18 protein-coding genes and 1 pseudogene are annotated in these 20,916 nt (G+C 36.0%); 16 read left to right on the top strand and 3 right to left on the bottom strand.

Features of this window, described 5'->3' with window-relative positions; genetic code table 11:
* The first annotated feature begins 36 nt into the window (after window positions 1-36).
* From ACF3N8_RS08770 to mprF, 3 genes are all read left to right on the top strand, one after another.
* Window positions 37-1,281, top strand: a complete 1,245-nt coding sequence (locus tag ACF3N8_RS08770; protein ID WP_238101907.1) for an aminoacyltransferase — start codon at window positions 37-39, stop codon at window positions 1,279-1,281.
* 163 nt (window positions 1,282-1,444) lie between these two features.
* Window positions 1,445-2,662, top strand: coding sequence for an AI-2E family transporter (locus ACF3N8_RS08765; RefSeq protein ID WP_238101906.1), 1,218 nt, complete (start codon window positions 1,445-1,447; stop codon window positions 2,660-2,662).
* Window positions 2,663-2,878: 216 nt separating this feature from the next.
* Entirely contained in the window at window positions 2,879-5,395 is a 2,517-nt protein-coding gene (gene mprF / locus ACF3N8_RS08760; protein WP_392449831.1) for a bifunctional lysylphosphatidylglycerol flippase/synthetase MprF, read from the top strand.
* A 114-nt stretch (window positions 5,396-5,509) separates the two neighbouring features.
* Here mprF and msrA read toward each other — a convergent pair whose 3' ends face one another.
* A complete protein-coding gene (gene msrA / locus ACF3N8_RS08755; protein ID WP_009383978.1) occupies window positions 5,510-6,019 on the bottom strand; it encodes a peptide-methionine (S)-S-oxide reductase MsrA in 510 nt (169 codons plus the stop codon).
* A gap of 137 nt (window positions 6,020-6,156) precedes the next feature.
* Here msrA and ACF3N8_RS08750 point away from each other — a divergent pair, with 137 nt between their 5' ends.
* Window positions 6,157-7,155 carry an LCP family protein gene (locus ACF3N8_RS08750; RefSeq protein ID WP_009383979.1) on the top strand — a complete coding sequence of 333 codons (999 nt, stop codon included), beginning with the start codon at window positions 6,157-6,159 and terminating at the stop codon, window positions 7,153-7,155.
* 57 nt (window positions 7,156-7,212) lie between these two features.
* On the opposite strand, the gene ACF3N8_RS08745 is transcribed toward ACF3N8_RS08750, so the two are convergent.
* A complete protein-coding gene (locus ACF3N8_RS08745) occupies window positions 7,213-7,416 on the bottom strand; it encodes a 2-hydroxymuconate tautomerase (RefSeq protein WP_338421145.1) in 204 nt (67 codons plus the stop codon).
* 105 nt (window positions 7,417-7,521) lie between these two features.
* Between ACF3N8_RS08745 and ACF3N8_RS08740 the strand changes: the two genes are divergently transcribed.
* Together ACF3N8_RS08740 and ACF3N8_RS08735 are read left to right on the top strand one after the other, a co-directional pair.
* The gene (locus ACF3N8_RS08740; RefSeq protein WP_009383981.1) at window positions 7,522-7,926 is read left to right on the top strand and encodes a sporulation protein; all 405 of its coding nucleotides are present in this window, start codon (window positions 7,522-7,524) and stop codon (window positions 7,924-7,926) included.
* A gap of 153 nt (window positions 7,927-8,079) precedes the next feature.
* Window positions 8,080-9,342, top strand: a complete 1,263-nt coding sequence (locus tag ACF3N8_RS08735; RefSeq protein WP_009383982.1) for a Y-family DNA polymerase — start codon at window positions 8,080-8,082, stop codon at window positions 9,340-9,342.
* 175 nt (window positions 9,343-9,517) lie between these two features.
* Here ACF3N8_RS08735 and ACF3N8_RS08730 read toward each other — a convergent pair whose 3' ends face one another.
* The gene (locus ACF3N8_RS08730) at window positions 9,518-10,609 is read right to left on the bottom strand and encodes a prephenate dehydrogenase (protein ID WP_392449830.1); all 1,092 of its coding nucleotides are present in this window, start codon (window positions 10,607-10,609) and stop codon (window positions 9,518-9,520) included.
* Between the two features lie 130 nt (window positions 10,610-10,739).
* Between ACF3N8_RS08730 and ACF3N8_RS08725 the strand changes: the two genes are divergently transcribed.
* The 10 genes and pseudogenes from ACF3N8_RS08725 to ACF3N8_RS08680 all read left to right on the top strand — a co-directional run bounded on the left by ACF3N8_RS08725 (window position 10,740) and on the right by ACF3N8_RS08680 (window position 20,879).
* On the top strand, window positions 10,740-11,780 hold the full coding sequence (locus tag ACF3N8_RS08725) for a M42 family metallopeptidase (RefSeq protein WP_009383984.1): 1,041 nt from the start codon (window positions 10,740-10,742) through the stop codon (window positions 11,778-11,780).
* 510 nt (window positions 11,781-12,290) lie between these two features.
* Window positions 12,291-13,694 (top strand): annotated as a pseudogene (locus ACF3N8_RS08720) (anthranilate synthase component I).
* The gene (locus tag ACF3N8_RS08715; RefSeq protein WP_238093503.1) at window positions 13,691-14,272 is read left to right on the top strand and encodes an aminodeoxychorismate/anthranilate synthase component II; all 582 of its coding nucleotides are present in this window, start codon (window positions 13,691-13,693) and stop codon (window positions 14,270-14,272) included. Before ACF3N8_RS08720 ends, ACF3N8_RS08715 begins: the two are co-directional and overlap by 4 nt.
* The gene (gene trpD / locus ACF3N8_RS08710; RefSeq protein ID WP_009383986.1) at window positions 14,260-15,261 is read left to right on the top strand and encodes an anthranilate phosphoribosyltransferase; all 1,002 of its coding nucleotides are present in this window, start codon (window positions 14,260-14,262) and stop codon (window positions 15,259-15,261) included. The genes ACF3N8_RS08715 and trpD overlap by 13 nt, the downstream gene beginning before the upstream one ends.
* Window positions 15,258-16,034: an indole-3-glycerol phosphate synthase TrpC gene (trpC, locus tag ACF3N8_RS08705; protein ID WP_238101904.1), complete on the top strand. Its 777-nt coding sequence runs from the start codon at window positions 15,258-15,260 to the stop codon at window positions 16,032-16,034. Before trpD ends, trpC begins: the two co-directional genes overlap by 4 nt.
* A gap of 5 nt (window positions 16,035-16,039) precedes the next feature.
* Window positions 16,040-16,663 carry a phosphoribosylanthranilate isomerase gene (locus tag ACF3N8_RS08700; RefSeq protein ID WP_009383988.1) on the top strand — a complete coding sequence of 208 codons (624 nt, stop codon included), beginning with the start codon at window positions 16,040-16,042 and terminating at the stop codon, window positions 16,661-16,663.
* Window position 16,664: 1 nt separating this feature from the next.
* Window positions 16,665-17,879, top strand: coding sequence for a tryptophan synthase subunit beta (gene trpB / locus ACF3N8_RS08695; RefSeq protein ID WP_392449829.1), 1,215 nt, complete (start codon window positions 16,665-16,667; stop codon window positions 17,877-17,879).
* Entirely contained in the window at window positions 17,872-18,606 is a 735-nt protein-coding gene (gene trpA, locus ACF3N8_RS08690) for a tryptophan synthase subunit alpha (RefSeq protein WP_238101901.1), read from the top strand. The genes trpB and trpA overlap by 8 nt, the downstream gene beginning before the upstream one ends.
* 48 nt (window positions 18,607-18,654) lie before the next feature.
* Window positions 18,655-19,317 (top strand): type 1 glutamine amidotransferase domain-containing protein, encoded by a 663-nt coding sequence (locus ACF3N8_RS08685; protein WP_193765453.1) that lies wholly within the window; start codon window positions 18,655-18,657, stop codon window positions 19,315-19,317.
* 296 nt (window positions 19,318-19,613) lie between these two features.
* Window positions 19,614-20,879 (top strand): aminoacyltransferase, encoded by a 1,266-nt coding sequence (locus ACF3N8_RS08680; protein WP_238101900.1) that lies wholly within the window; start codon window positions 19,614-19,616, stop codon window positions 20,877-20,879.
* The last annotated feature ends 37 nt before the right edge of the window (window positions 20,880-20,916 follow it).

Raw genomic sequence — 20,916 nt, 5'->3', positions numbered from 1 at the left:
ATTTTTAATATTAACGATGAATAAGGAGTAATTGTTATGTTTTTTCAAGAGTTAGAATTACATGAGTTTGAACAATTTATGAAAGAGAACTTTTCACATTATACGCAGTCTCTTCAAAATTACGAATTTCTTAACAATGAAGGTAAGACAGCTTATTTATTAGGTGTTAAAGATGAAGACGGCAATGTTTTAGCTGCTTGTTTATTAAATAAAACAAGAGCCTTAAAATATTTCAACTACTTCTATACACATCGTGGACCAGTAATGGATTATGATAATGTCGAACTTGTCGATTTTTTCTTCTCTAATTTAAACCAATTCTTAAAAGCTAATAATTGTTTATATGTGCGTTTGGATCCTCATATTATGGAAAACTTACGTGACGCAGATGGGCATATTATCCAATCGTTCAATAACAAACCTTTAATGGCTCAACTTAAGCGTCATGGATACATTCATCAAGGCTTTGACATTGGTTATGATAAGATTAGTCAAATTAGATGGTTATCCGTGCTGGATCTAGAAGGTAAAAGTGAAAAGCAATTACTTAAGAATATGAACTACCAAACGCGTCGTAATATTAAAAAGACAGATGAAATGGGCGTTAAAGTTAAAACCTTACCAATTGAAGAAACGAATCGCTTCTTCAAATTATTTCAAATGGCGGAAGAAAAGCATGGATTCAGCTTCCGTGACGAACCTTATTTTGAAAAGATGCAAAAGGTATACAAGGATAATGGTTTCTTAAAACTTGCTTATATCGATTTAGAGAAATATCTCGCTCAATTAGAGTTTAAATTAGGCGAAGGTAAAGAGGCACTTAAACAAATCGAAGAAGTTTTAAGTGAAAATCCAAACTCTAAGAAAAATAAAAATAAGTTCAAGCAAACTGAACAAACTGTTACGAGTACAGAGAAGAAAGTAGCACATATTAAAGAACTGATCCAAACAGATGGTAAGATTCTAGATTTAGCTGCTGCACTTTATGTATACAATGACCATGAGGTCTACTACTTATCAAGTGGTTCTAACCCTAAATATAATGAATTTATGGGTGCGTATGCGTTGCAATGGGAAATGATTAAGTTTGGTAAGAAGCATGGTATTAACAAATATAATTTCTATGGCATTACAGGAGACTTTTCAGATGAAGCGGAAGATTTTGGTGTTCAACAGTTTAAGAAAGGCTTCGATGCTAAAGTAGAAGAGTATATCGGTGACTTTATTAAGCCTGTAAGACCGGTTTTATATCAATTATTCAAATTGAAAAGCAAAATCTAAGAAACGATAATCTTTCCAACGACCAACCATTTGATATGGTTGGTCTTTTTATGTGGAAACGAGAAAACAATAATTATATTATGTAAACTAGGTATTGGTAAAATTTGTTGTTTAGAACCATATCAATAAGGGGATAAACAAGGATAAGAAAGTAGGTGTAAGCATGTCGGAGAAAGAGACTAAACCTTCAAAACGCATTCCAATGCGTGAGACACACTTCATGAAATTCTTCGGTGGCAAGAATTTAATATTTGCGTTGATAGCGCTCATATTAATCGGAATTTTTATATTTATCTTTGATAAAGTTTCCTTTATATTCACGCCACTAGTGATTATCTTTAACACAATCGTTGGTCCTGTTCTTGTAGGACTCATTCTATATTACTTATTTAATCCTTTAGTGAATTTAATGGAACGTTACCATATACCGCGACTTTGGGGGATCATTATACTCTTCGTATTCATCGTCGCTGGTTTCGGATTTATCGTAAATATCTTAATTCCATTAATAAGTGATCAACTTAAAAGTTTAGCGACAAACGTACCTAAGTTAATGGATAAGTTCAATCAATTCTTAGATAACCGCTTTAGCGATGGTATGTTTGCGAGCATTTATAATGAAGTTCAAACGAAAGCAACGGAATTCAGTAAGAAAATTCCACAAATGCTTCAAAAATCTTCAGGTGGCGCCGGCATTAGCCAAACACTTAAGAGCTTAGCTGATACGCTTTCGAATATTACGGTAATCGTTCTAACGGCACCATTCGTTTTATTCTTCTTACTTAAAGATGGTCATAAGTTTAAAGATTACACGACGAAATTAATGCCACCTAAATACCGTAAAGATTACCATGATTTAACTGAGAAGATGAGTCATCAAGTTGGTTCATACATTCAAGGTCAAATTATCGTTTCGTTATGTATCGGTATTTTACTATTTATTGGGTATAGCGTTATTGGCTTGAAATACGCAGTTGTACTTGCATGTATCGCGGCCGTGACAAGCGTCGTTCCTTATCTCGGTCCAACAATTGCGATAACGCCAGCTATTATCATATCTATTACAATGTCTCCAATTATGTTATTAAAACTCGTTGTGGTTTGGACATTGGTTCAATTTATCGAAGGTCACTTTATTTCACCCAATGTGATGGGTAAAACATTACAAATCCATCCATTAACAATCATCTTCGTGTTATTAACTGCAGGTAATTTACTCGGTGTTATCGGTGTGATTATCGGTATTCCTGCATACGCAGTGATTAAAGTACTTGTTACGCATTTCTTCTTAATATTCAAGCGTCGTTACAATAAATATTACAGCGATGATGCTGGCGCTTATGAAATCGAAGAAGATCGTAAGAATGTGTCTTACGAATAATATCGCGTTTTGATCATTTAAGCTACCGCCTGTATAGGTTGGTAGCTTTTTTCTATTTGAAAAGCCACGCCACGACAATACGCAAATTTTATGTCTAATCATTACTAAAATTGTTGAATCGTATTAATTTATCATAAATTTCTAAGTATATTTTCTACCAAATTTATGAAATATGTGCTATATTTTTTTCAACATCATTCAATAAAGAGGCGCAACATGAATTATCAATCGAAGAAGACCATACTTAAATTTGCAAAATTGATATTTGGAATTACGTTATTTATTTGTGTATTTTTCATATTAAAACAAGAACTTCAGCATATAAATATCTCCAAAGTACTTCATTTATTTACTGAAATTGACCGTTTTACGCTTATACCTCTTATACTAGCAGGTTGTTTAGCACTCCTTATTTTATGTCTCTATGATGTTTTACTAACAAGAATTTTATCTATTAAGATTCCACTTCAGAATGTGATGAGGTTTAGTTACATTATAAATGCGTTCAATGCCGTATTAGGTTTTGGGGGTATAATAGGTGCATCCGTCCGAATGATGTTTTACAAGTCTTATGTACAAGATCGACCTACACTCATTCGATTTATAAGTTATATTTTAGTTTCAATGATGACCGGTTTAAGCTTTCTTGGATTATTCATGATATATCATTTCTTCTACAATCAATATTTGTTATTTGATCGCCCTTGGTTAGCAGGGATGTATATCATTGTCATTTTGTTTCTACCGTTTTATCTTATTTACACCTTTATCAAACCTGTTATAAAAGGGCGCAGACGAGTAGGCTTGTATTGTATGCTTATTTCATGCATAGAGTGGTTAAGTGCATTTTTCATATTATATTTTTGCTTTATTGTATTAAATGTACACATAGACCTAATTGATTTACTAAGTTTATTCATTATTGCTTCTATTTCGGGTCTAATTAGTTTTGTGCCAGGTGGCTTTGGTGCTTTCGATTTAGTGATGGTACTCGGACTTAAATCTCTAGGCATCGATGAGGAACTGATTGTCCTTGGTTTACTTTTATACCGATTTGTTTATTATATTGCACCTTTATGTGTTGCTGTTATCCTAATGACATTTGAATTAGGTCAATTTGCGAAGCGTTTGCTCGAGGCTTCGAAATACTATATCCCGGCGAAAGATACGACATCTTTTATTCGCTCGTTTCAAAAGGACATTTTACGAAACTTGCCTCACGTCGCTCAAATGGTTGTATTAAGCTTTAGTACTTTCATTTATTTCATCTATAGTGTTTCAATTTTTATCGATGGTATTTATGATAACGATCGCCAGTTTTATCTCATTATATTATCGATTCACATAAGTGCTTGTTTGTTATTATTCTTGAACTTTTATGGTGTCTTTAAAGGGAGTAAACGCGCTATATTATTTAGTATTGTGTCTGAAGCTACAATATTATTTACGACCTTGATGACGTTTGCAACAAGTTTTCAAATTGTCATCATAGCGGTTAACTTGTTTATATTATTGAAACTTTTTAAAAAGGCCAAAGTCTTAAAGCGTACATTTAGATTAAAACGTTTTGTAATAGGTATGACGACATTACTATGTATTATCGGTATGATTCAACTTAGTATTAATGAAGCATTAGTAACGATCAGGCTTCAAAACATTGAGATGTTCACATATTCGGTATCTTATAGCTTTTTAACAACGTTTGTTGTTATATCTTTTTTAGTTATGATTGTGGTTTGGCTTTTCGAAAGGAGATATAAAGGGCAACTGAGTAAGCATTCGATAAGGGAATGTGAACCATTGTTAGAACGATATGGTGGGCATCACTTGAGTCATTTAATGTTTACAGGTAATAAACAAATATTCATTTATCAAGAGGCGTTTCTCATCTATAAAATGAAACGTAATACGATTGTTGTACTAGGAGACCCAATCGGAAATGTAGACGTTTTTGAAGAGATGTTGAGTTCATTCTATGCACATGCGGAGTACCTTGGTTATGATATCGTGTTTTATCAAGTTTCGGAAAGGTACTTGTCTTTGTATCATAGTTTTGGCAATCAATTTTTTAAATTGGGTGAGGAAGCGCTTATAAATCTAAATGACTTTTCAATAAGTGGGAAGAAAAAACGTGGCATGCGTGCAACGTTAAATAAACTGGAGGCACTTGGTTATCAATTTGAATATTTAGAGCCACCATATACGTATGATGATTGGTTAGCGTTAACAAAAGTGAGTGATAGATGGTTGGAAGGTCGTAAGGAAAAATACTTTTCGATTGGTCATTTCACTTATATGTATGTATCTAAAGCAGCCATTCTCGTCTTGCGAGATAAAGAGGGTGTTATTCAGGCGTTTTGTACTGAGATGCCGTCGAATAATAATGATGCGATTTCAGTTGATTTAATACGATGGAATCCTGAGATAAAGCTACCATTCATGGATGCGCTTTATATTCACAGTATGCTTTATTATAAAGAAAAGGGCTTTCAGCGATTTAATATGGGTATGGCGACGTTATCGAATGTAGGACATTTAAAATATGCGTATAGTCGTGAGAAATTTGCGCGTCGCGTGTGTGATCACTTTAACGGGATTTATCGTTTTAAGGGGCTGCGTCAGTATAAGGAGAAGTTTAAACCGTCGTTTGAGTCGCGGTATCTGATCTATCATGCGGAATATACGTCCTGGCAAGCTTGTTTGAAGGTGATTTCAGCTATTCATCGTAAATAAAAAAGTTCCTTCCCAGCATGCTTTCCTGGGGCATGGCTGGAGCCTGTAGTCTCCAGACTCATGCTTATCCCCTAGGAGTCAGCTGTGAGGAACTTTAAACTCTGATAATAGTATTTAGTGGGAAGTTTTATAAGCTTGACGCGCTTCAACTTCTTCTTGGTAGCGTTCAGGATTTTTCTTATAGAAATTTTGATGATAATCTTCAGCTTCGTAAAACGTTTGAGCAGGAAGTATCTGTGTTGCTATTGCTTTGTCATGATTAAGCGTTGATTTAAGTGATTCAATATAAGCCTCTGCCTGCTGTTTTTGATCTTCGTTTGTGTAGAAGATGGCTGTACGGTATTGTGAACCTCGATCTTGGAATTGACCTTCAGCATCAGTAGGATCAATGACTGAGAAGAAGATTTCAAGTAATTTATTATACGAGAATAGGGCCACATCGTATTCAATGCGTACGGTTTCAAAGTGGCCTGTTTCACCGGACTTAACGTCTTCGTATGTAGGGTTTTGTTTATGACCACCCATGTATCCTGAAGTGACGGATTCGATGCCCTCATTTGTGTCAAAAGGCTTGGTCATGCACCAAAAGCACCCGCCAGCAAAGTATGCTGTATTGATATTCATAAACTTCCCTCTCTTTATTGGACCTTTGTATGATTTGTTATATAAAGGCTTGATTTTTAAAAGGTTTTTCTTTAACTTTAATATGTATTTATTATAGTACAAGAAGCCCTAATTTTGAAGATATAAGGTTGATTAACATGAGAGAACAAGAACGAACAGAAATAGAAAATGGTAACTATAGCAGGAAGAAAAAACGAAAACGCTTAAAAAAATGGCCTTTTGTTATTTTAGCATTATTAATATTAGGAGCACTGGTTATGGCTTTTATCTTTAAAGGATATCAAAAAGGATTATCAGCCGCTAAGTCTAATAATTACGAACATAAAATTGAAAAATTTAATGGTAAAGTAAAAAATGATGGTAAAGCTACAGTTATGATTCTTGGTGCTGACCGTGAAGACGGTGGCATATCAAGAACCGATTCAATCATGATTGCACAATATGATTACATTCATAAAGATATGAAAGTCGTTTCAGTAATGAGAGACATTTATGCTGAGATACCAGGTTACGGCGAACACAAAATAAATTCAGCATACTCACTGGGAGGACCAGAATTACTTAGACAGACGCTTAAAAAGAATTTAGATATAGATCCTGAATATTATGCGATACTCGACTTTAAAGGGTTTGAGCAAATGATAGACGAATTAAGCCCTAAAGGCATTCCTATCGACGTAGAGAAGGACATGTCTGAAAAAATAGGTGTCTCTTTAACAAAAGGACATCATCGTCTAAATGGTAAAGAACTTCTAGGTTATGCACGTTTTAGAAATGATGAAGAAGGCGACTTCGGTCGTGTGCGTCGACAGCAACAAGTTATGAAGGCACTTAAAAAAGAGCTCATTAGTCCGAAAACGATTTATAAAGGACCAAAACTTGCTGGTATCATGCGTGGCTACGTGAACACGGATATGCCTGATACGACAATTTATCAAACAGGTTTAAGTTTCGTTTTAAGAGGTAGTAAAGATATCGATACGTTAAGCGTTCCTGCAAAAGGCACGTATAGCGATATTCAAACTGAAAGCGATGGCTCTGCCTTACAGATAGATAAAGAACAAAATAAAGAAAAGGTTCGTAAATTTTTAGGTCCGAATGATTCTAAGAAACGCATTCCATTCCCTAAATTCTAACGGACTCAATTAAAAGGTTGGAACGATGATTGTTCCAACCTTTTTCATTTGTAGCACTTATTGATCTGACTTTCTAACGCCACCTACGCTATAATGCGTTTTCTTCATTTCTTCGATTACCACTTGGATTGCTTCTCGGTTAGCACCTGTTGTCTTCTCAACCGCGTCTGTTACTTCAGACACCATTGCTTTAAGTTGTTCGTCCGTTCTACCCTCAATGAGTTGAACCGTTACGATTGGCATGTGATGACCCCTTTTAATGTTTGTAAATTTATTATATCACTTTTGATATTTTAATTTCGTAATGATGATTCTTATGATAAATTTAGATTAAGCGTATTATACCGATTTGAGGAGTGAACATATATGTTTGAAGAAATACTTACTTCATTAGGCATCAAGGGTATGACTGTTGAAACAAAGCTTGATAAAACTTCTTTTGCTAAAGATGAAGAAATTCACGGTACGATTATTTTAAAAGCAGGAGAAAGCAAGCAAACGATTACACATATGTCATTGAAGCTTATGGAAGAATTTGAAAACACTGATGAAACAAGTGATATTAACACAATCGAACATGAACTTGATGAGTTTGTGATGGAAGATGACATCATTATTGATGCGCACGAAGTTAGAGATGTGCCATTTAAATTCAAACCTAAGCAACTCGAATTTAAATCAGACATTAGTGACATATCAATTAAAACTCACGTTTATATTGAAAATAGTATTGATACTGAAGGACAAGAAACAATTAAAATTGAAAGATAAATATTTCGAGGCGACAAGTCGTATGGCTTGTCGTTTTTTTTATGTAAAAACAGAACATTCGTTCTTAAAACTCTTGAATAAGAACAGGTGTTCGTATATAATAGAGACATAATCGATCGAGAGTTTAGGAGTTTAAGAAAGGGTGTGATATACATGTACGATTACAATTTATTAGAAAATCGGGATGTCTTGTGTATTGACCAAAAGAGTTTCTTTGCGAGTGTTTCATGTAGGGAAAAGGGATTAGACCCAATGAAGACGAAATTAGCTGTTGTGGCAGATACAAAAAGGCAGGGGTCTGTTGTATTAGCAGCCACACCGCCACTTAAGAAGTTAGGTATCAAAACAGGGTCACGTTTATTTGAGATACCTCACCGTAATGATATTTATATTATTAACCCGAGTATGCGTAAGTATTTAAATGTATCTGTTCAGATTTCTAAAATCGCTTTGCAATATGTTCCGCCTGAGGATTTACATCAGTACAGTATTGATGAATTCTTTATGGATGTTACGAATAGTTATCATCGTTTTAATACAACACTACATTCATTTTGCGAACGTTTAATTAAAGAAATTTATGACGAAACTAAGATTACATGTGCAATAGGTATTGGTTCAAACATGTTGTTAAGTAAAATCGCATTAGATAATGAAGCTAAGCATCAACCATCCATGATAGCAGAATGGCGTTATCATGATGTGCCGACTAAACTGTGGCCTATTGAACCTTTAAGAGAATTCTGGGGAATTAACCGTCGAACTGAAGCTAAATTAAATAAACGCGGTATTTTTACAATGGGGCAGTTAGCGAAGTACCCACACCAATATCTAAAGCGTGACTTTGGTGTAATTGGGGTTGATTTACATTTACATGCTAATGGTATCGATCAAAGTTTAGTGCGTGAAAAGTACAAAGTGAATAATCCCTCAATCTGTAAGAGTCAAATCTTGATGAGAGATTACGAATATGAAGAATCTAAAATCGTAATGCGTGAATTAATAGAAGATGCTGCGAGTCGTTTACGTGCGCGTAACCAATTCGCTAAAACGATTCATTTCTCCATGGGATATAAAGATGGTGGGGGTGTTCACAAGCAATATACAATACCTGAAGGTACTAACCTTGATGAAGAGATTTTCCAAATTATTGAAAAGCATGCAGATAAGATGTGCGATAAGTCTGCATTATATCGAACATTAAGTGTGTCGTTAACGCAATTTTCGAATGATACTGAACGTCAACTTAATCTATTCTCAGATGAATTTCAACGTAGAAGAGATGAAAAGTTAGCTAAAACAATCGACCAATTACAATTTAAATATGGAAAAGGTATTATATCGAAAGCGATTTCGTATACAGATGCTGGTACGAAACATAATCGTTTAGGACTGATGGCAGGACATAAAATGTAAGCTAGAACAAATTACTCAATTTCCTTAACAGCATGCTTTCCTGGGGCGTGGCCTGAGCCTGTAGTCTCAGGACGCACGCTACTCCCCTAGGAGTCAGCTGTAAGGAAATTGATATAAATAATAGCATAAAGCCATAAATCCAAGTGTATATAGTGATTAAATTATTTACATAGAACTAAGGTAAGTAGGTTTCAAATTGGTGAAGTGCTTCAATCCCTTTTTGACGGTCTTCTGGTGATTTAAAGCTAACCCGTAAGGCGCCGTAAATGTCTTCTCGAGTCTCAAGTATTCTTAAGTTGCTTATAGAAATATTATGTAAACTTAAGAGTTTAGTAACTTCGCTAATCATACCCGGGCGGTCAGGGATCTCTACAAAGAGATCAAAACTCGATAAAACTGCACCTTTTTTCTGAGAAGGAAGCGCATCGCGATAAGTTTTGGCTTGTTCAAAGAATTGGTAGAGTGCTTCAGGCTCAGTATCTTCAAGCATTTGCGTTGCTTCAGCCATCTGTTGTTGCCAATTTTTCATGAGCTTAATCAGGTGATTTTTGTTTTCAAGCGTGATATCACGCCACATTTCAGCATTACTACTCGCGATTCGTGTAATATCTCTAAAGCCACCTGCAGCTAGAAGGGGAACGAGTTGAGATTCATTTGCATAACGTTTGTTTAAATGAACAAGGCTTGCGGCAATGATATGTGGAAAGTGACTTACAACGCCTGTTACAAAGTCGTGTTCATCTGCGTTAACCGTAATAAATTGAGCTAATGTGTGTTGCAATAAATGTTCGATACGCTTAGCTGCGTTCGCATTAGCGTCTAAATTATAGGTCAACATATAATAAGCATTTTCAAATAAGTGTTTTTTAGCATTTAATATACCTGATTTATGACTACCAGCCATAGGGTGACCACCAACTAAATGAATATCATGTTCAAGTAGTTCTTGTTCGAAAGCAAGAATGGAATTCTTAGTACTACCTGTGTCAGTGACGATTAAGCCAGGCTTGGTTTCTAAAGAAGGTAATGTTTTGAGATACGTAACAGTTTGGCTAACAGGCGTTGCATAGAAGATGATATCTGCTTTTGCAACTGCTTGTTCATAATGAGATTGTTTGTGGTCTATAATGCCTATGCTATATGCTTTATCAAGTTGCGATGCATTATAATCATATGCAGAAATAATCACATCGTTGTGATGATGTTTAATATTACTTGCTAAACTACCTCCAATTAAACCAAGTCCAACAAAAAGTATATGAGTCATCGTATCCCACCTTAATTTATAATATTTTGAATTTTACAACGATTAAATGCTAAAATCAATGAAAATATTTTGTTTAATGATATATTTGTATAGAGACAATTCAAACATGTAAATTTTAGGAGGAATCTGCATGCAAGATACGATCTTAGACTTAATAAAATCTCTAACGGCTATTAATAGTCCATCTGGCCATACTGAAAAGGCAATCCAATATGTTAAAGACTATGCGAAGGAACTTGGTTTCAAAACTTATCAAACGACTAAAGGTGGATTGTTTATCGAGGTAGAAGGCGATAATCAAGAACGCCAACGTTGTATTACTGCTCACGTGGATACGTTAGGCGCAATGGTTAAAGAAATCAAAGAAGACGGCCGCTTGGCTTTAGATATTATTGGTAGTTTTAACTATAACGCAGTAGAAGGAGACTACGTCGAAATAGAAACGGCGACTGGCGAAATGTACACGGGCACGATTTGCTTACATGAGACAAGTGTTCATGTCTATCGAGATAATGATAAAATTCCACGTGACCAAGCTCATATGGAAGTGAGAATTGATGAGAAAGTTCGCTCAGCAGAAGAAACTAGAGATTTAGGTATCGAAGTAGGAGACTTTGTAAGTTTCGATCCTAAAACAGTTGTGACTCAATCAGGTTTCATTAAGTCTAGACATCTGGATGATAAAGCTAGCGTAGCCATGATTATGGCTTTCCTAAAAGAAATTCGTTCAGAATCAATCACGTTACCTCATCAGACTTACTTCTATATTTCAAATAATGAGGAAATTGGCTATGGGGCTAACTCAAATATATCAGATCAGATCGAAGAATTTATTGCATTTGATATGGGGGCTCTAGGTGATGGACAGAACTCAGATGAATATACCGTTTCTATATGTGCGAAAGATAGTTCAGGTCCTTATCACAAGAAGCTTAAAGAACAACTTATTCAATTATGTAAGCTAAATAAGATTCCGTATAAAGTTGATATCTATCCATATTATGTGTCAGACGCATCAGCAGCGTTAAAAGCAGGCGCAGATATTAAACACGGTTTATTCGGTGCAGGCATCGAATCCTCACATGCCTTAGAACGTACGCATGTTGATTCATTAAATGCTACGATGCAATTATTAAAAGTATATTGCTTATCAAAAATGGATGACGCATAAAATAACTTTTAAAAATTAAAAAAATTTGTTGACATCTTAAAATGACCGATGTATAGTATGTATTAATTCAACGACGTAAACGTATGTTGATAACGCATTGATAAGTAGCATATGTATTTGTAGCAATCAGAAAGCTAATGGTTGATGGAAATTAGCACAAATCAGGATGTGAATTGGGCAGTGTGTTTCATAAATCAATAAATCATTAAAGTGAAAAAGAAATTGTTAATTAAGGTGGCACCACGGTAACGCGTCCTTATCTTTCGCGTTATTGTGGTGTTTTTTGTTAGATAGAATGAAGTAGTTATTTGAGACGGTAGCATAAGAAAGTTAGTGGTTGATGTAAACTAACACCTTCAAATAATGAATTGGGTTTTATCAAGGATACAACGAATTGAATATGTAAGAGTGAATTGCATCTATGCAATTAATTAAGGTGGTACCGCGCGTAAGCGTCCTTTTCGAAGGATTGCATACGCGCGTTTTTATTTTAAAAAGGAGGAAACCAAATTGAAGATAAGTTACAAAGTTTTACCAGCAGATATCACACCAGAAGCACTCGGTTATTTGAGAGATAAAAAAATCATTTTGGAGAGTTCAAGTAATAACCAACAAAAAGGTCGATATTCAATTGTCGCATTCGAGCCATATGGCAGAGTGGAGTTAAATCATGAGTTGTTACGAATTTGGTTTCCTTCTAGAATCATTAAAGAGACGTTATCACCTTATGAAAAGTTAAAAACGTTTATCAATCAGTATCATGAGGACATCAAAGATCCTTCGCTTGCACATTTACCATTTGTTTCAGGATTTATTGGTACATGTAGTTTCGACTTAGTGAGACATGCATTTCCTAAATTAATGGACATACCTATTGAGGGAGATAGTTCGGATTTAAAATTCTATATGATTGAAAGTGTTTATGTATTTGATCACTATAAAGAGCTTTTATACGTCATTTCATCAAATCTATTTTCTGAATTTTCTGAATATTAACTTGATATGAGGGTTGATCAAATGGTAAAGGCATTACAGTCTGTACCCGTATTCAAGAACGATGTGGCTTTTCAAAATGAAGACAAAACAATCACGGCGAATATTGATGAAGAAACGTTCAAGGAACGCGTTAATACCTTCAAGAAGCTCATTAAGGCTGGGGATATGTTTCAGGTGGTTCCATCGCGTATTTATCAATATAAGCATGGATTTCAGGATCAGTTAGATAGTTTAAGTTACCAACTTTATCGGAAGTTAAAGCGTCGTAACCCGAGTCCTTATTTGTACTACATTAACTTAGAGGATGACATTATTGTTGGAAGTTCACCTGAAAGCTTTGTGAAGGTAACGAATAACAAGGTTACCACGAATCCTATTGCTGGAACGATTTCAAGAGGTCGAGATGAACATGAAGATTGTCAGAATGCCAAGCAACTCATGAATGATGAGAAGGAATTAAGTGAACACCGCATGTTGGTAGATTTAGGGCGTAACGATGTCCATCGCGTTTCAAAGGTTGGTTCAGTGTCACTTAAAAAGTTGATGGACATTGAGCGTTTCGAACATGTCATGCATATCGTCAGCGAAGTTGAAGGCGAATTGAAGGATGACATATCGCCAATCGAAGTCATAACGAGTTTACTACCTACGGGAACGGTTTCAGGAGCACCAAAGTTACGTGCGATACAACGTATCTATGAAACGCATCCTTATAAACGAGGCGTTTATAGTGGTGGCGTTGGTTATATCAATTGTAATCAGAATCTCGATTTAGCTTTAGCAATTCGCACGATGCTTATTGATGACACGTTTGTGCGTGTGGAAGCAGGATGTGGTGTTGTCTATGACTCTAAGGTTGAGAATGAATTGAATGAAACGAAACTTAAAGCTAAAAGTTTATTGGAGGTAACACCATGATTTTAATCATCGACAACTACGATTCATTTACCTACAACTTGATTGATTTAATAGCTAAGCACGACGATGTGATTATTCGTTACCCAGATGATAATGATGTTCTGCAAATTGAATGCGATGGGGTGGTCATTTCACCTGGTCCAGGACATCCGAATGATACAAATGATTTAGAGAAGATTATTTCTCGATATGACCATAAACCAATCTTAGGCGTATGCTTAGGCGCTCAAGCTATTAATTGTTACTACAACGGTTTAGTGGTGGAAGGTGAGAAGGTCTTACATGGAAAAGTAGACCGAATGAAGGTTAATTATCCGTCTCGATTATACAAAGGTTTATCAGAATATTTCGACATTATGCGTTACCACTCATTAGTTTGTCAGTTTGAATCTTTTCCACATCGGTTGGTTATCACTGGCACTATTAAAGACTGTATTCAGTCTTTCGAGCATCAAAGTAAACCACATTTCGGTATTCAGTATCATCCAGAATCGTTCGCTTGTGATGTAGGACCTCAAATCATAAAGAATTTTGTTGACCTAACAAAAGAAAGGAGTCAAAAACCATGGAAATCTTAAAAAAGCTTATGCAATTTCAAAACTTAACAGAGGCTGAAGTACAGTGGATGGTTGACTTCTTTTTAGATGAAAATGTGGATGAGCAAGAGAAACTGCACATTTTAATTGCTTTTACGATGAAGCGCGAAACAACTGAGGAGTTAACAGCTTTAACAAAAGCATTAATCGCTTCGATGTATCAAACGCAGCCCACATACAATAATGCGATGTGCGTATGTGGAACAGGTGGCGATCGCTCGAATAGCTTTAACATTTCAACAACCGTGTCGTTTGTAGTTGCGGCTGCAGGCGTGCCTATTATAAAGCACGGCAACAGAAGCATTACTTCCAAGTCAGGTAGCGTCGACCTTTTAGAAGCTTTAAAAGTTGAAACGTTGAGCGTTCAAAACGCTACACAAGACGTTGATGAAAAAGGAATATCATTCTTAAGTGCCACTGAAACGTATCCAGTGTTTAAGTACATTCAACCGATTCGAAAACGTATTCCAATGCCCACTGTTTTCAATATTGTTGGGCCGATGATTAATCCGTTTCAATTAGATTACCAAGTTATGGGTGTTTACGAACCTAGTAAGATGTCGATGATTGCAAAGACAATTCAAACGCTTGGACGTAAGCGTGCAATCGTCGTACATGGTGCGAATGGTATGGATGAGGCTACGTTATCCGGAGATAACTTAATTTATGAAGTCACTCCGAACGAGATTAAACAATATACGATAAATGCTAAGGACTTCGGTTTGAATTATGCGGATAATGCGTCGTTGATAGGTGGGGATGTTGACGTCAATAAAGCAATCACGCTACGTATCTTAAATGGCACGGAGCAAGGACCAAAGCGTGATGTGGTTTTATTAAATGCAGGCATTGCTTTGTATGTAAGCGAAAAAGCAGCATCGATTCAGGAAGGCGTACATCAAGCGCGAAAGATCATAGACAAACAATTCGCTTTGAAATTGTATCAACAATTAGGAGGTGTTAGCGTATGACGATTTTAGACGACATTGTTGAATATAAGACCACATTAATTGAAGACGGCTATTATAAGCGAAAGTTAACTGAAATTAAGTCTGAGCGTTCTCATTCTAAGCGCTCATTTATTAGAGCACTAGAAGCGAGCAATCACATCGAAGTTATAGCTGAAATCAAATCTAAGAGTCCGAGCGTCAAAGATATTCCAACGCGTAATCTTGTTGAACAGGTTAAAGTTTATGAAGCGCACGGTGCGAAAGCAATATCTATTTTAACCGATGAAAAGTACTTTTCAGGTAGTTTCGAGCGTCTCATGCAATTAAGACAACATACCGATTTACCGATTTTATGCAAAGATTTTATCGTTGATACGTCTCAAATTGATGTTGCGCACCAAGCAGGAGCTGACATCATTCTACTGATCGTTCATATCTTAACTGATGCACAATTGGAGTTGTTATACAACTATGCGCTTGAAAAAGATTTAGAGGTACTTGTTGAAGTACACGATAAACAAGAACTTGAACGTGCGCATCAATTGAATCCTCGTTTAATTGGTGTGAATAACAGGGATTTAAAAACCTTTATAACGGATGTGCAACATACGAAACATATCTTAAATGGAGACTTGAACAGTCATACGTATTATATATCTGAAAGTGGCATTCAGTCGCCTGAAGATATTGCAGCAATCATAGACTCAGGCATTTCTGGTGTATTGATGGGTGAAGCGTTAATGCGTTCAAAACGACTCGACGCATTGATACCTCAATTAAGGCAAAGGATCTGATCACGATGTATATCAAATTTTGCGGTTTTAAAAGGTTAGTTGAAGTTGAAGTAGCTGTTGAATTAGGGGTTAATGCGATTGGTTTTATTCATTATCCGAAAAGTAAACGACATGTTTCGATTGAAGAAATGAAAACGTTATCTCAAGCGATCCCTTCTAAAATCGACCGTGTGGCAGTGTTAGTTAATCCAAAAATGGCGCTTATAGACGAGATTTTAACGCAAACTTCTATTAATACCATTCAATTACATGGCAATGAGGAACCGGGTTATATCAAGGACATTAAAGACAAGTATCCTGATGTGAAAATTTTTAAAGCGATACCCGCTTCAACTAAAACGTCGCGCATCATGAGGTTATATGAGTCGCTTGTAGATGTATTTATCATTGATACACCGTCTTCACAGCGTGGTGGTACAGGTGAAACTTTTAAATGGTCTTTAGTAAAAGCCATTAAAGATACACCATTTCTACTAGCAGGCGGTATAAACAGTGACAATGTTGAACAGGCGAAACATATATCTCAGTGTCTTATTGGTTTTGATTTATCAAGTGGTATTGAAGTAGATGGTTATAAATCTCAAGAAAAAATGGAAGCTTTTATAAATACAATAAAAAGGAGCGTTTAACATGACATATATACAAACTGAAGCTGATGAATTAGGCTTCTTTGGAGAATATGGTGGGCAATTTGTACCTGAAACGTTAATGCCTGCTGTTCAAGAGTTAAAGACAGTTTATCAAAGATTGAAAACGGACGTGGCTTTTCAAGAGAAGTATCAAGATTATTTGAAGCACTATGTAGGACGTGAAACACCGCTGACTTATGCTGAATCCTATACGAAGGCGATAGGTGGGGCGAAGATTTATTTAAAGCGTGAGGATTTGAATCATACTGGTGCGCATAAAATTAATAATGCCCTCGGTCAAGCGCTCGTTGCTCAAGCAATGGGTAAAAAGAAGCTTGTCGCTGAAACGGGTGCAGGACAACATGGTGTAGCGAGTGCGACTGTTGCAGCTTTATTCGATATGGATTTAATTGTATTTATGGGTGAGGAAGATATTCGTCGTCAAAAGCAAAATGTGTTTCGAATGGAATTGTTAGGCGCTAAAGTGGTGAGTGTTACGGATGGGCAAGGTACGTTATCTGATGCCGTAAACAAGGCACTCCAATACTGGGTTGAGAACGTTGATGACACGCATTACTTATTAGGATCAGCTTTAGGGCCAGATCCGTTTCCAACTATGGTAAGAGATTTCCAAAGTGTTATCGGTAAGGAAATCAAGTCACAATTAATGAAACGCGAAAACCGTTTACCTGATGCGGTTGTTGCTTGTATAGGTGGTGGTTCGAATGCGATAGGAACGTTCTATCCCTTCATACAAGATGAATCGGTTAAGTTATACGGTGTAGAAGCTTCAGGAGAAGGGCCAGATACGAAACGTCACGCGCTTGCAATTAATAAAGGTAAAAAGGGTGTGTTACATGGTACGAAGATGTATATCATCCAAGATGAACATAATCAAATTGATTTAGCGCATTCTATTTCTGCTGGACTGGATTATCCTGGAATTGGCCCGGAACATTGCTATTACCACGATATTGGACGTGTTCAATATGAAATGGCTTCTGATGATGAAGCTATGCAAGCATTGAAACGCTTTACGGAAGCTGAAGGGATTATCCCGGCAATAGAAAGTGCGCATGCGCTAAGTTATGTCGAGCGTTTAGCACAAGAAATGAATCCAGATGACATCATTGTCGTAACGATATCTGGACGTGGTGATAAAGATATGGACACGATTCGAACTTACTTTGGAGAAGAGGTGCGTCGTGATGGGTAAATTATTTGTACCTTATATTATGGGTAATCAGAAGATGATTGAAAATTTGAAGCTCTTAGAACATTACGGTGCGGATTATGTTGAAATTGGCATTCCATTTTCAGATCCTGTAGCAGACGGGCCAATTATAATGGAAGCTGGCCAAGAGGCGATTCGCGAAGGACAAACTACGGATAAGATTTTAGAGACTTTGAAACAACACCGTGATCATATTAAGGTCCCATATATCTTGATGACGTATTATCATATGATCGCAGTGTATGGTGAAGATGCATTTTTTAAAGCTTGTACGGAAGCAGGGGTGTATGGATTAATTATACCTGATTTACCGTATGAACTACTGAAGCAACTTAAAGAACGCCATCCGAATCGTAAGCTAAAGTTAATTTCGTTAATCTCGATGACAGCGAATGAAGCACGTATTGAAAACATTGCGAAAGAAGCTGAGGGCTTTATATACACGGTAACGATGAATGCAATTACAGGGCAGGACGGGGCCTTTCACCCTGAGCTAAAAGAAAAAATTGAATTTATTAAGCGTCATGCCAAAGTACCTGTGATGGCAGGGTTTGGTATTAAGACACCGAAAGACGTCAAAGAAATCGCAGCTACGGCTGATGGTGTCGTTATCGGTAGTGAAATTGTTAAACGTTTCAAGGAAGGACCTGACGAAACGACGTATCAGTATTTGGCTTCAATACAAGCCGCTTTAAATGAATCTCGATAACGCATGTGATATAACAAGATTACGAGGTACCATAAAGAAGGGAGATATATCATGACTAAAGTATTATTTGTCTTAACGAGTACGGATGAATTTAAAGATGGTACGCCAACTGGTTTATGGTTAGAAGAAGCTGCGGCGGTTTACCATGTGTTAGATGATGCTGGTATTGAAGTAGAATTAAGTTCAATTAAAGGTGGTAGCACACCTGTTGACCCTAATTCTGTAGCAAATAATGAACTTGAAAAGTATGAAGGTTTCTCAAAATTACTTCAGCAATTAAAATCAATTGATGAAGTGAATAGTAGTGATTATGATGCAGTTTATTTCCCAGGCGGACACGGTACAGTATTCGATTACGCGAACAATGAGAAAGTAAGTGCACTTGTTCAAGCATTTATTAAAGAAGATAAATGGGTATCAGCTGTTTGTCACGGACCTAGTGCATTTGTAGGTGCGAAAGATGATAATGGTGAATACCTTGTGAAAGATATTAAAATAACAGGCTTTACGGATAGTGAAGAAAAAGCAATGAAGCTTGATGACAAAGTTCCATTCTTGCTTGAAACTGAATTACGTAAGCAAGGTGCAGAATTTGAATCTAAAGATGATTTTTCTGAACATGTTATTGAGAGCAAGCCTTTTATAACAGGACAAAACCCTCAATCAAGTGAAGGCGTTGGCGTTGCTTTAAAAAATGCGTTAAAAGGGTAATCTTATCAATTAAATAAAAATTTAATAACACTTCAATTATTATATTTACGGTTTCATACATGTTAATATAATATTGAGGTGTTTTTTTGATGCCTCTTAGTCATTTTTAAATTAGACATATAAGTTGCATCAATGACATACATACAAAAACGATTTTAAATTAAGAATTTAACGTTCTTTACACTTTTAGTTTTGCTAAGCTTTATTGTATAATAGCCAAAGTTAAAGGGTCATATATTTCGAAACACTAAAGTTTTAGTAAATGACGTATTTAGAGATATAGGAGCATAATGAAAATGAAATTTACGAATTTAACGACTGCAGAATTTGGGCAATTTGCGGATGCAATGCCTTATAGCCATTTTACACAAATGGAACAAAACTATGAGTTGAAAGTATCTGAAGGTATTGAAACACATTTAGTAGGTATTAAAGACAAAGATAATCATGTACTTGCAGCCTGTCTGTTAACTGCAGTACCAGTTATGAAATTTTACAAGTACTTTTATTCGAATCGCGGACCTGTGATTGATTATGACAATAAAGAGCTTGTGCACTTCTTTTTTAACGAATTATCTAAGTATTTAAAACAATATAACTGTTTATATTTACGTGTTGATCCTTATTTACCATATAAGATGCGTAATCATGATGGTGAAGTCATTAAGGATTATGAGAACGACTGGTTATTTGATAAGATGCAAGAATTAGGTTTCGAGCATGATGGATTTACGACTGGTTTCAGTTCAATTTACCAAGTTCGTTTCCACTCGGTTCTTGATTTAAAAGACAAGACAGATAAAGACGTGCTTAAAGGTATGGATAGCCTTCGCAAACGTAATACTAAGAAAGTTGCGAAGAACGGTGTTAAAGTTCGCTTCTTAAAAGAAGATGAATTAGATATCTTCCGTTCGTTTATGGAACAAACTGCTGAAACGAAAGCATTCGACGACCGAGATGATGATTTCTACTACGACCGTATGAAGCATTACGGTGACCGTGTACTGGTACCGCTTGCTTACATTAATTTCGATGAGTATATCGAAGAATTAACGAAAGAAGAAGCAGGTTTCCATAAAGAGATTGCTAAAGCCGAGAAAGATATCGAGAAACGTCCAGATAACAAGAAATCTCATAATAAAAAAGCGAATCTTGAACAGCAACTTGAAGCGAACCAAAACAAACTTAAAGAAGCGAAAGACTTACAAGCGAAACATGGTAATGAGCTACCAATTTCAGCAGCATTCTTTATTATTAATCCTTTTGAAGTGGTTTATTACGCAGGTGGAACGTCTAATGAGTTTAGGCACTTTGCAGGCAGTTACGCCGTTCAATGGGAGATGATTAATTACGCACTAGACCATGGTATTGATCGTTATAATTTCTATGGCATTAGTGGTGACTTTTCAGAAGAGGCAGAAGATGCTGGCGTAATTAAATTTAAAAAAGGATTCAATGCTGATGTTATAGAATATGTTGGTGACTTTGTTAAACCAATAAACAAACCGGCATACAATGTTTATAAATTGCTTAAAAAAGCAAAAGATAGAATTAAGAGGTAATTTATTATGTCTCACACAGTGTTATAATAGTATTATC

The organism is Staphylococcus massiliensis (assembly GCF_043186315.1).
Classification (GTDB): Bacteria; Bacillota; Bacilli; order Staphylococcales; family Staphylococcaceae; genus Staphylococcus; species Staphylococcus massiliensis.
The sequence above is the reverse complement of the archived record's forward strand: the minus strand, read 5'-3'. Positions and strand labels throughout refer to the sequence as shown.

What these genes read in the sequence shown, in the direction of transcription:
- ACF3N8_RS08770 (WP_238101907.1), top strand. Translation starts at nt 37, where the DNA reads ATGTTTTTTCAAGAGTTAGAATTACATGAGTTTGAACAATTTATGAAA.
- ACF3N8_RS08765 (WP_238101906.1), top strand. Translation starts at nt 1,445, where the DNA reads ATGTCGGAGAAAGAGACTAAACCTTCAAAACGCATTCCAATGCGTGAG.
- mprF (WP_392449831.1), top strand. Translation starts at nt 2,879, where the DNA reads ATGAATTATCAATCGAAGAAGACCATACTTAAATTTGCAAAATTGATA.
- msrA (WP_009383978.1), bottom strand. Translation starts at nt 6,019, where the DNA reads ATGAATATCAATACAGCATACTTTGCTGGCGGGTGCTTTTGGTGCATG.
- ACF3N8_RS08750 (WP_009383979.1), top strand. Translation starts at nt 6,157, where the DNA reads ATGAGAGAACAAGAACGAACAGAAATAGAAAATGGTAACTATAGCAGG.
- ACF3N8_RS08740 (WP_009383981.1), top strand. Translation starts at nt 7,522, where the DNA reads ATGTTTGAAGAAATACTTACTTCATTAGGCATCAAGGGTATGACTGTT.
- ACF3N8_RS08735 (WP_009383982.1), top strand. Translation starts at nt 8,080, where the DNA reads ATGTACGATTACAATTTATTAGAAAATCGGGATGTCTTGTGTATTGAC.
- ACF3N8_RS08730 (WP_392449830.1), bottom strand. Translation starts at nt 10,609, where the DNA reads ATGACTCATATACTTTTTGTTGGACTTGGTTTAATTGGAGGTAGTTTA.
- ACF3N8_RS08725 (WP_009383984.1), top strand. Translation starts at nt 10,740, where the DNA reads ATGCAAGATACGATCTTAGACTTAATAAAATCTCTAACGGCTATTAAT.
- ACF3N8_RS08715 (WP_238093503.1), top strand. Translation starts at nt 13,691, where the DNA reads ATGATTTTAATCATCGACAACTACGATTCATTTACCTACAACTTGATT.
- trpD (WP_009383986.1), top strand. Translation starts at nt 14,260, where the DNA reads ATGGAAATCTTAAAAAAGCTTATGCAATTTCAAAACTTAACAGAGGCT.
- trpC (WP_238101904.1), top strand. Translation starts at nt 15,258, where the DNA reads ATGACGATTTTAGACGACATTGTTGAATATAAGACCACATTAATTGAA.
- ACF3N8_RS08700 (WP_009383988.1), top strand. Translation starts at nt 16,040, where the DNA reads ATGTATATCAAATTTTGCGGTTTTAAAAGGTTAGTTGAAGTTGAAGTA.
- trpB (WP_392449829.1), top strand. Translation starts at nt 16,665, where the DNA reads ATGACATATATACAAACTGAAGCTGATGAATTAGGCTTCTTTGGAGAA.
- trpA (WP_238101901.1), top strand. Translation starts at nt 17,872, where the DNA reads ATGGGTAAATTATTTGTACCTTATATTATGGGTAATCAGAAGATGATT.
- ACF3N8_RS08680 (WP_238101900.1), top strand. Translation starts at nt 19,614, where the DNA reads ATGAAATTTACGAATTTAACGACTGCAGAATTTGGGCAATTTGCGGAT.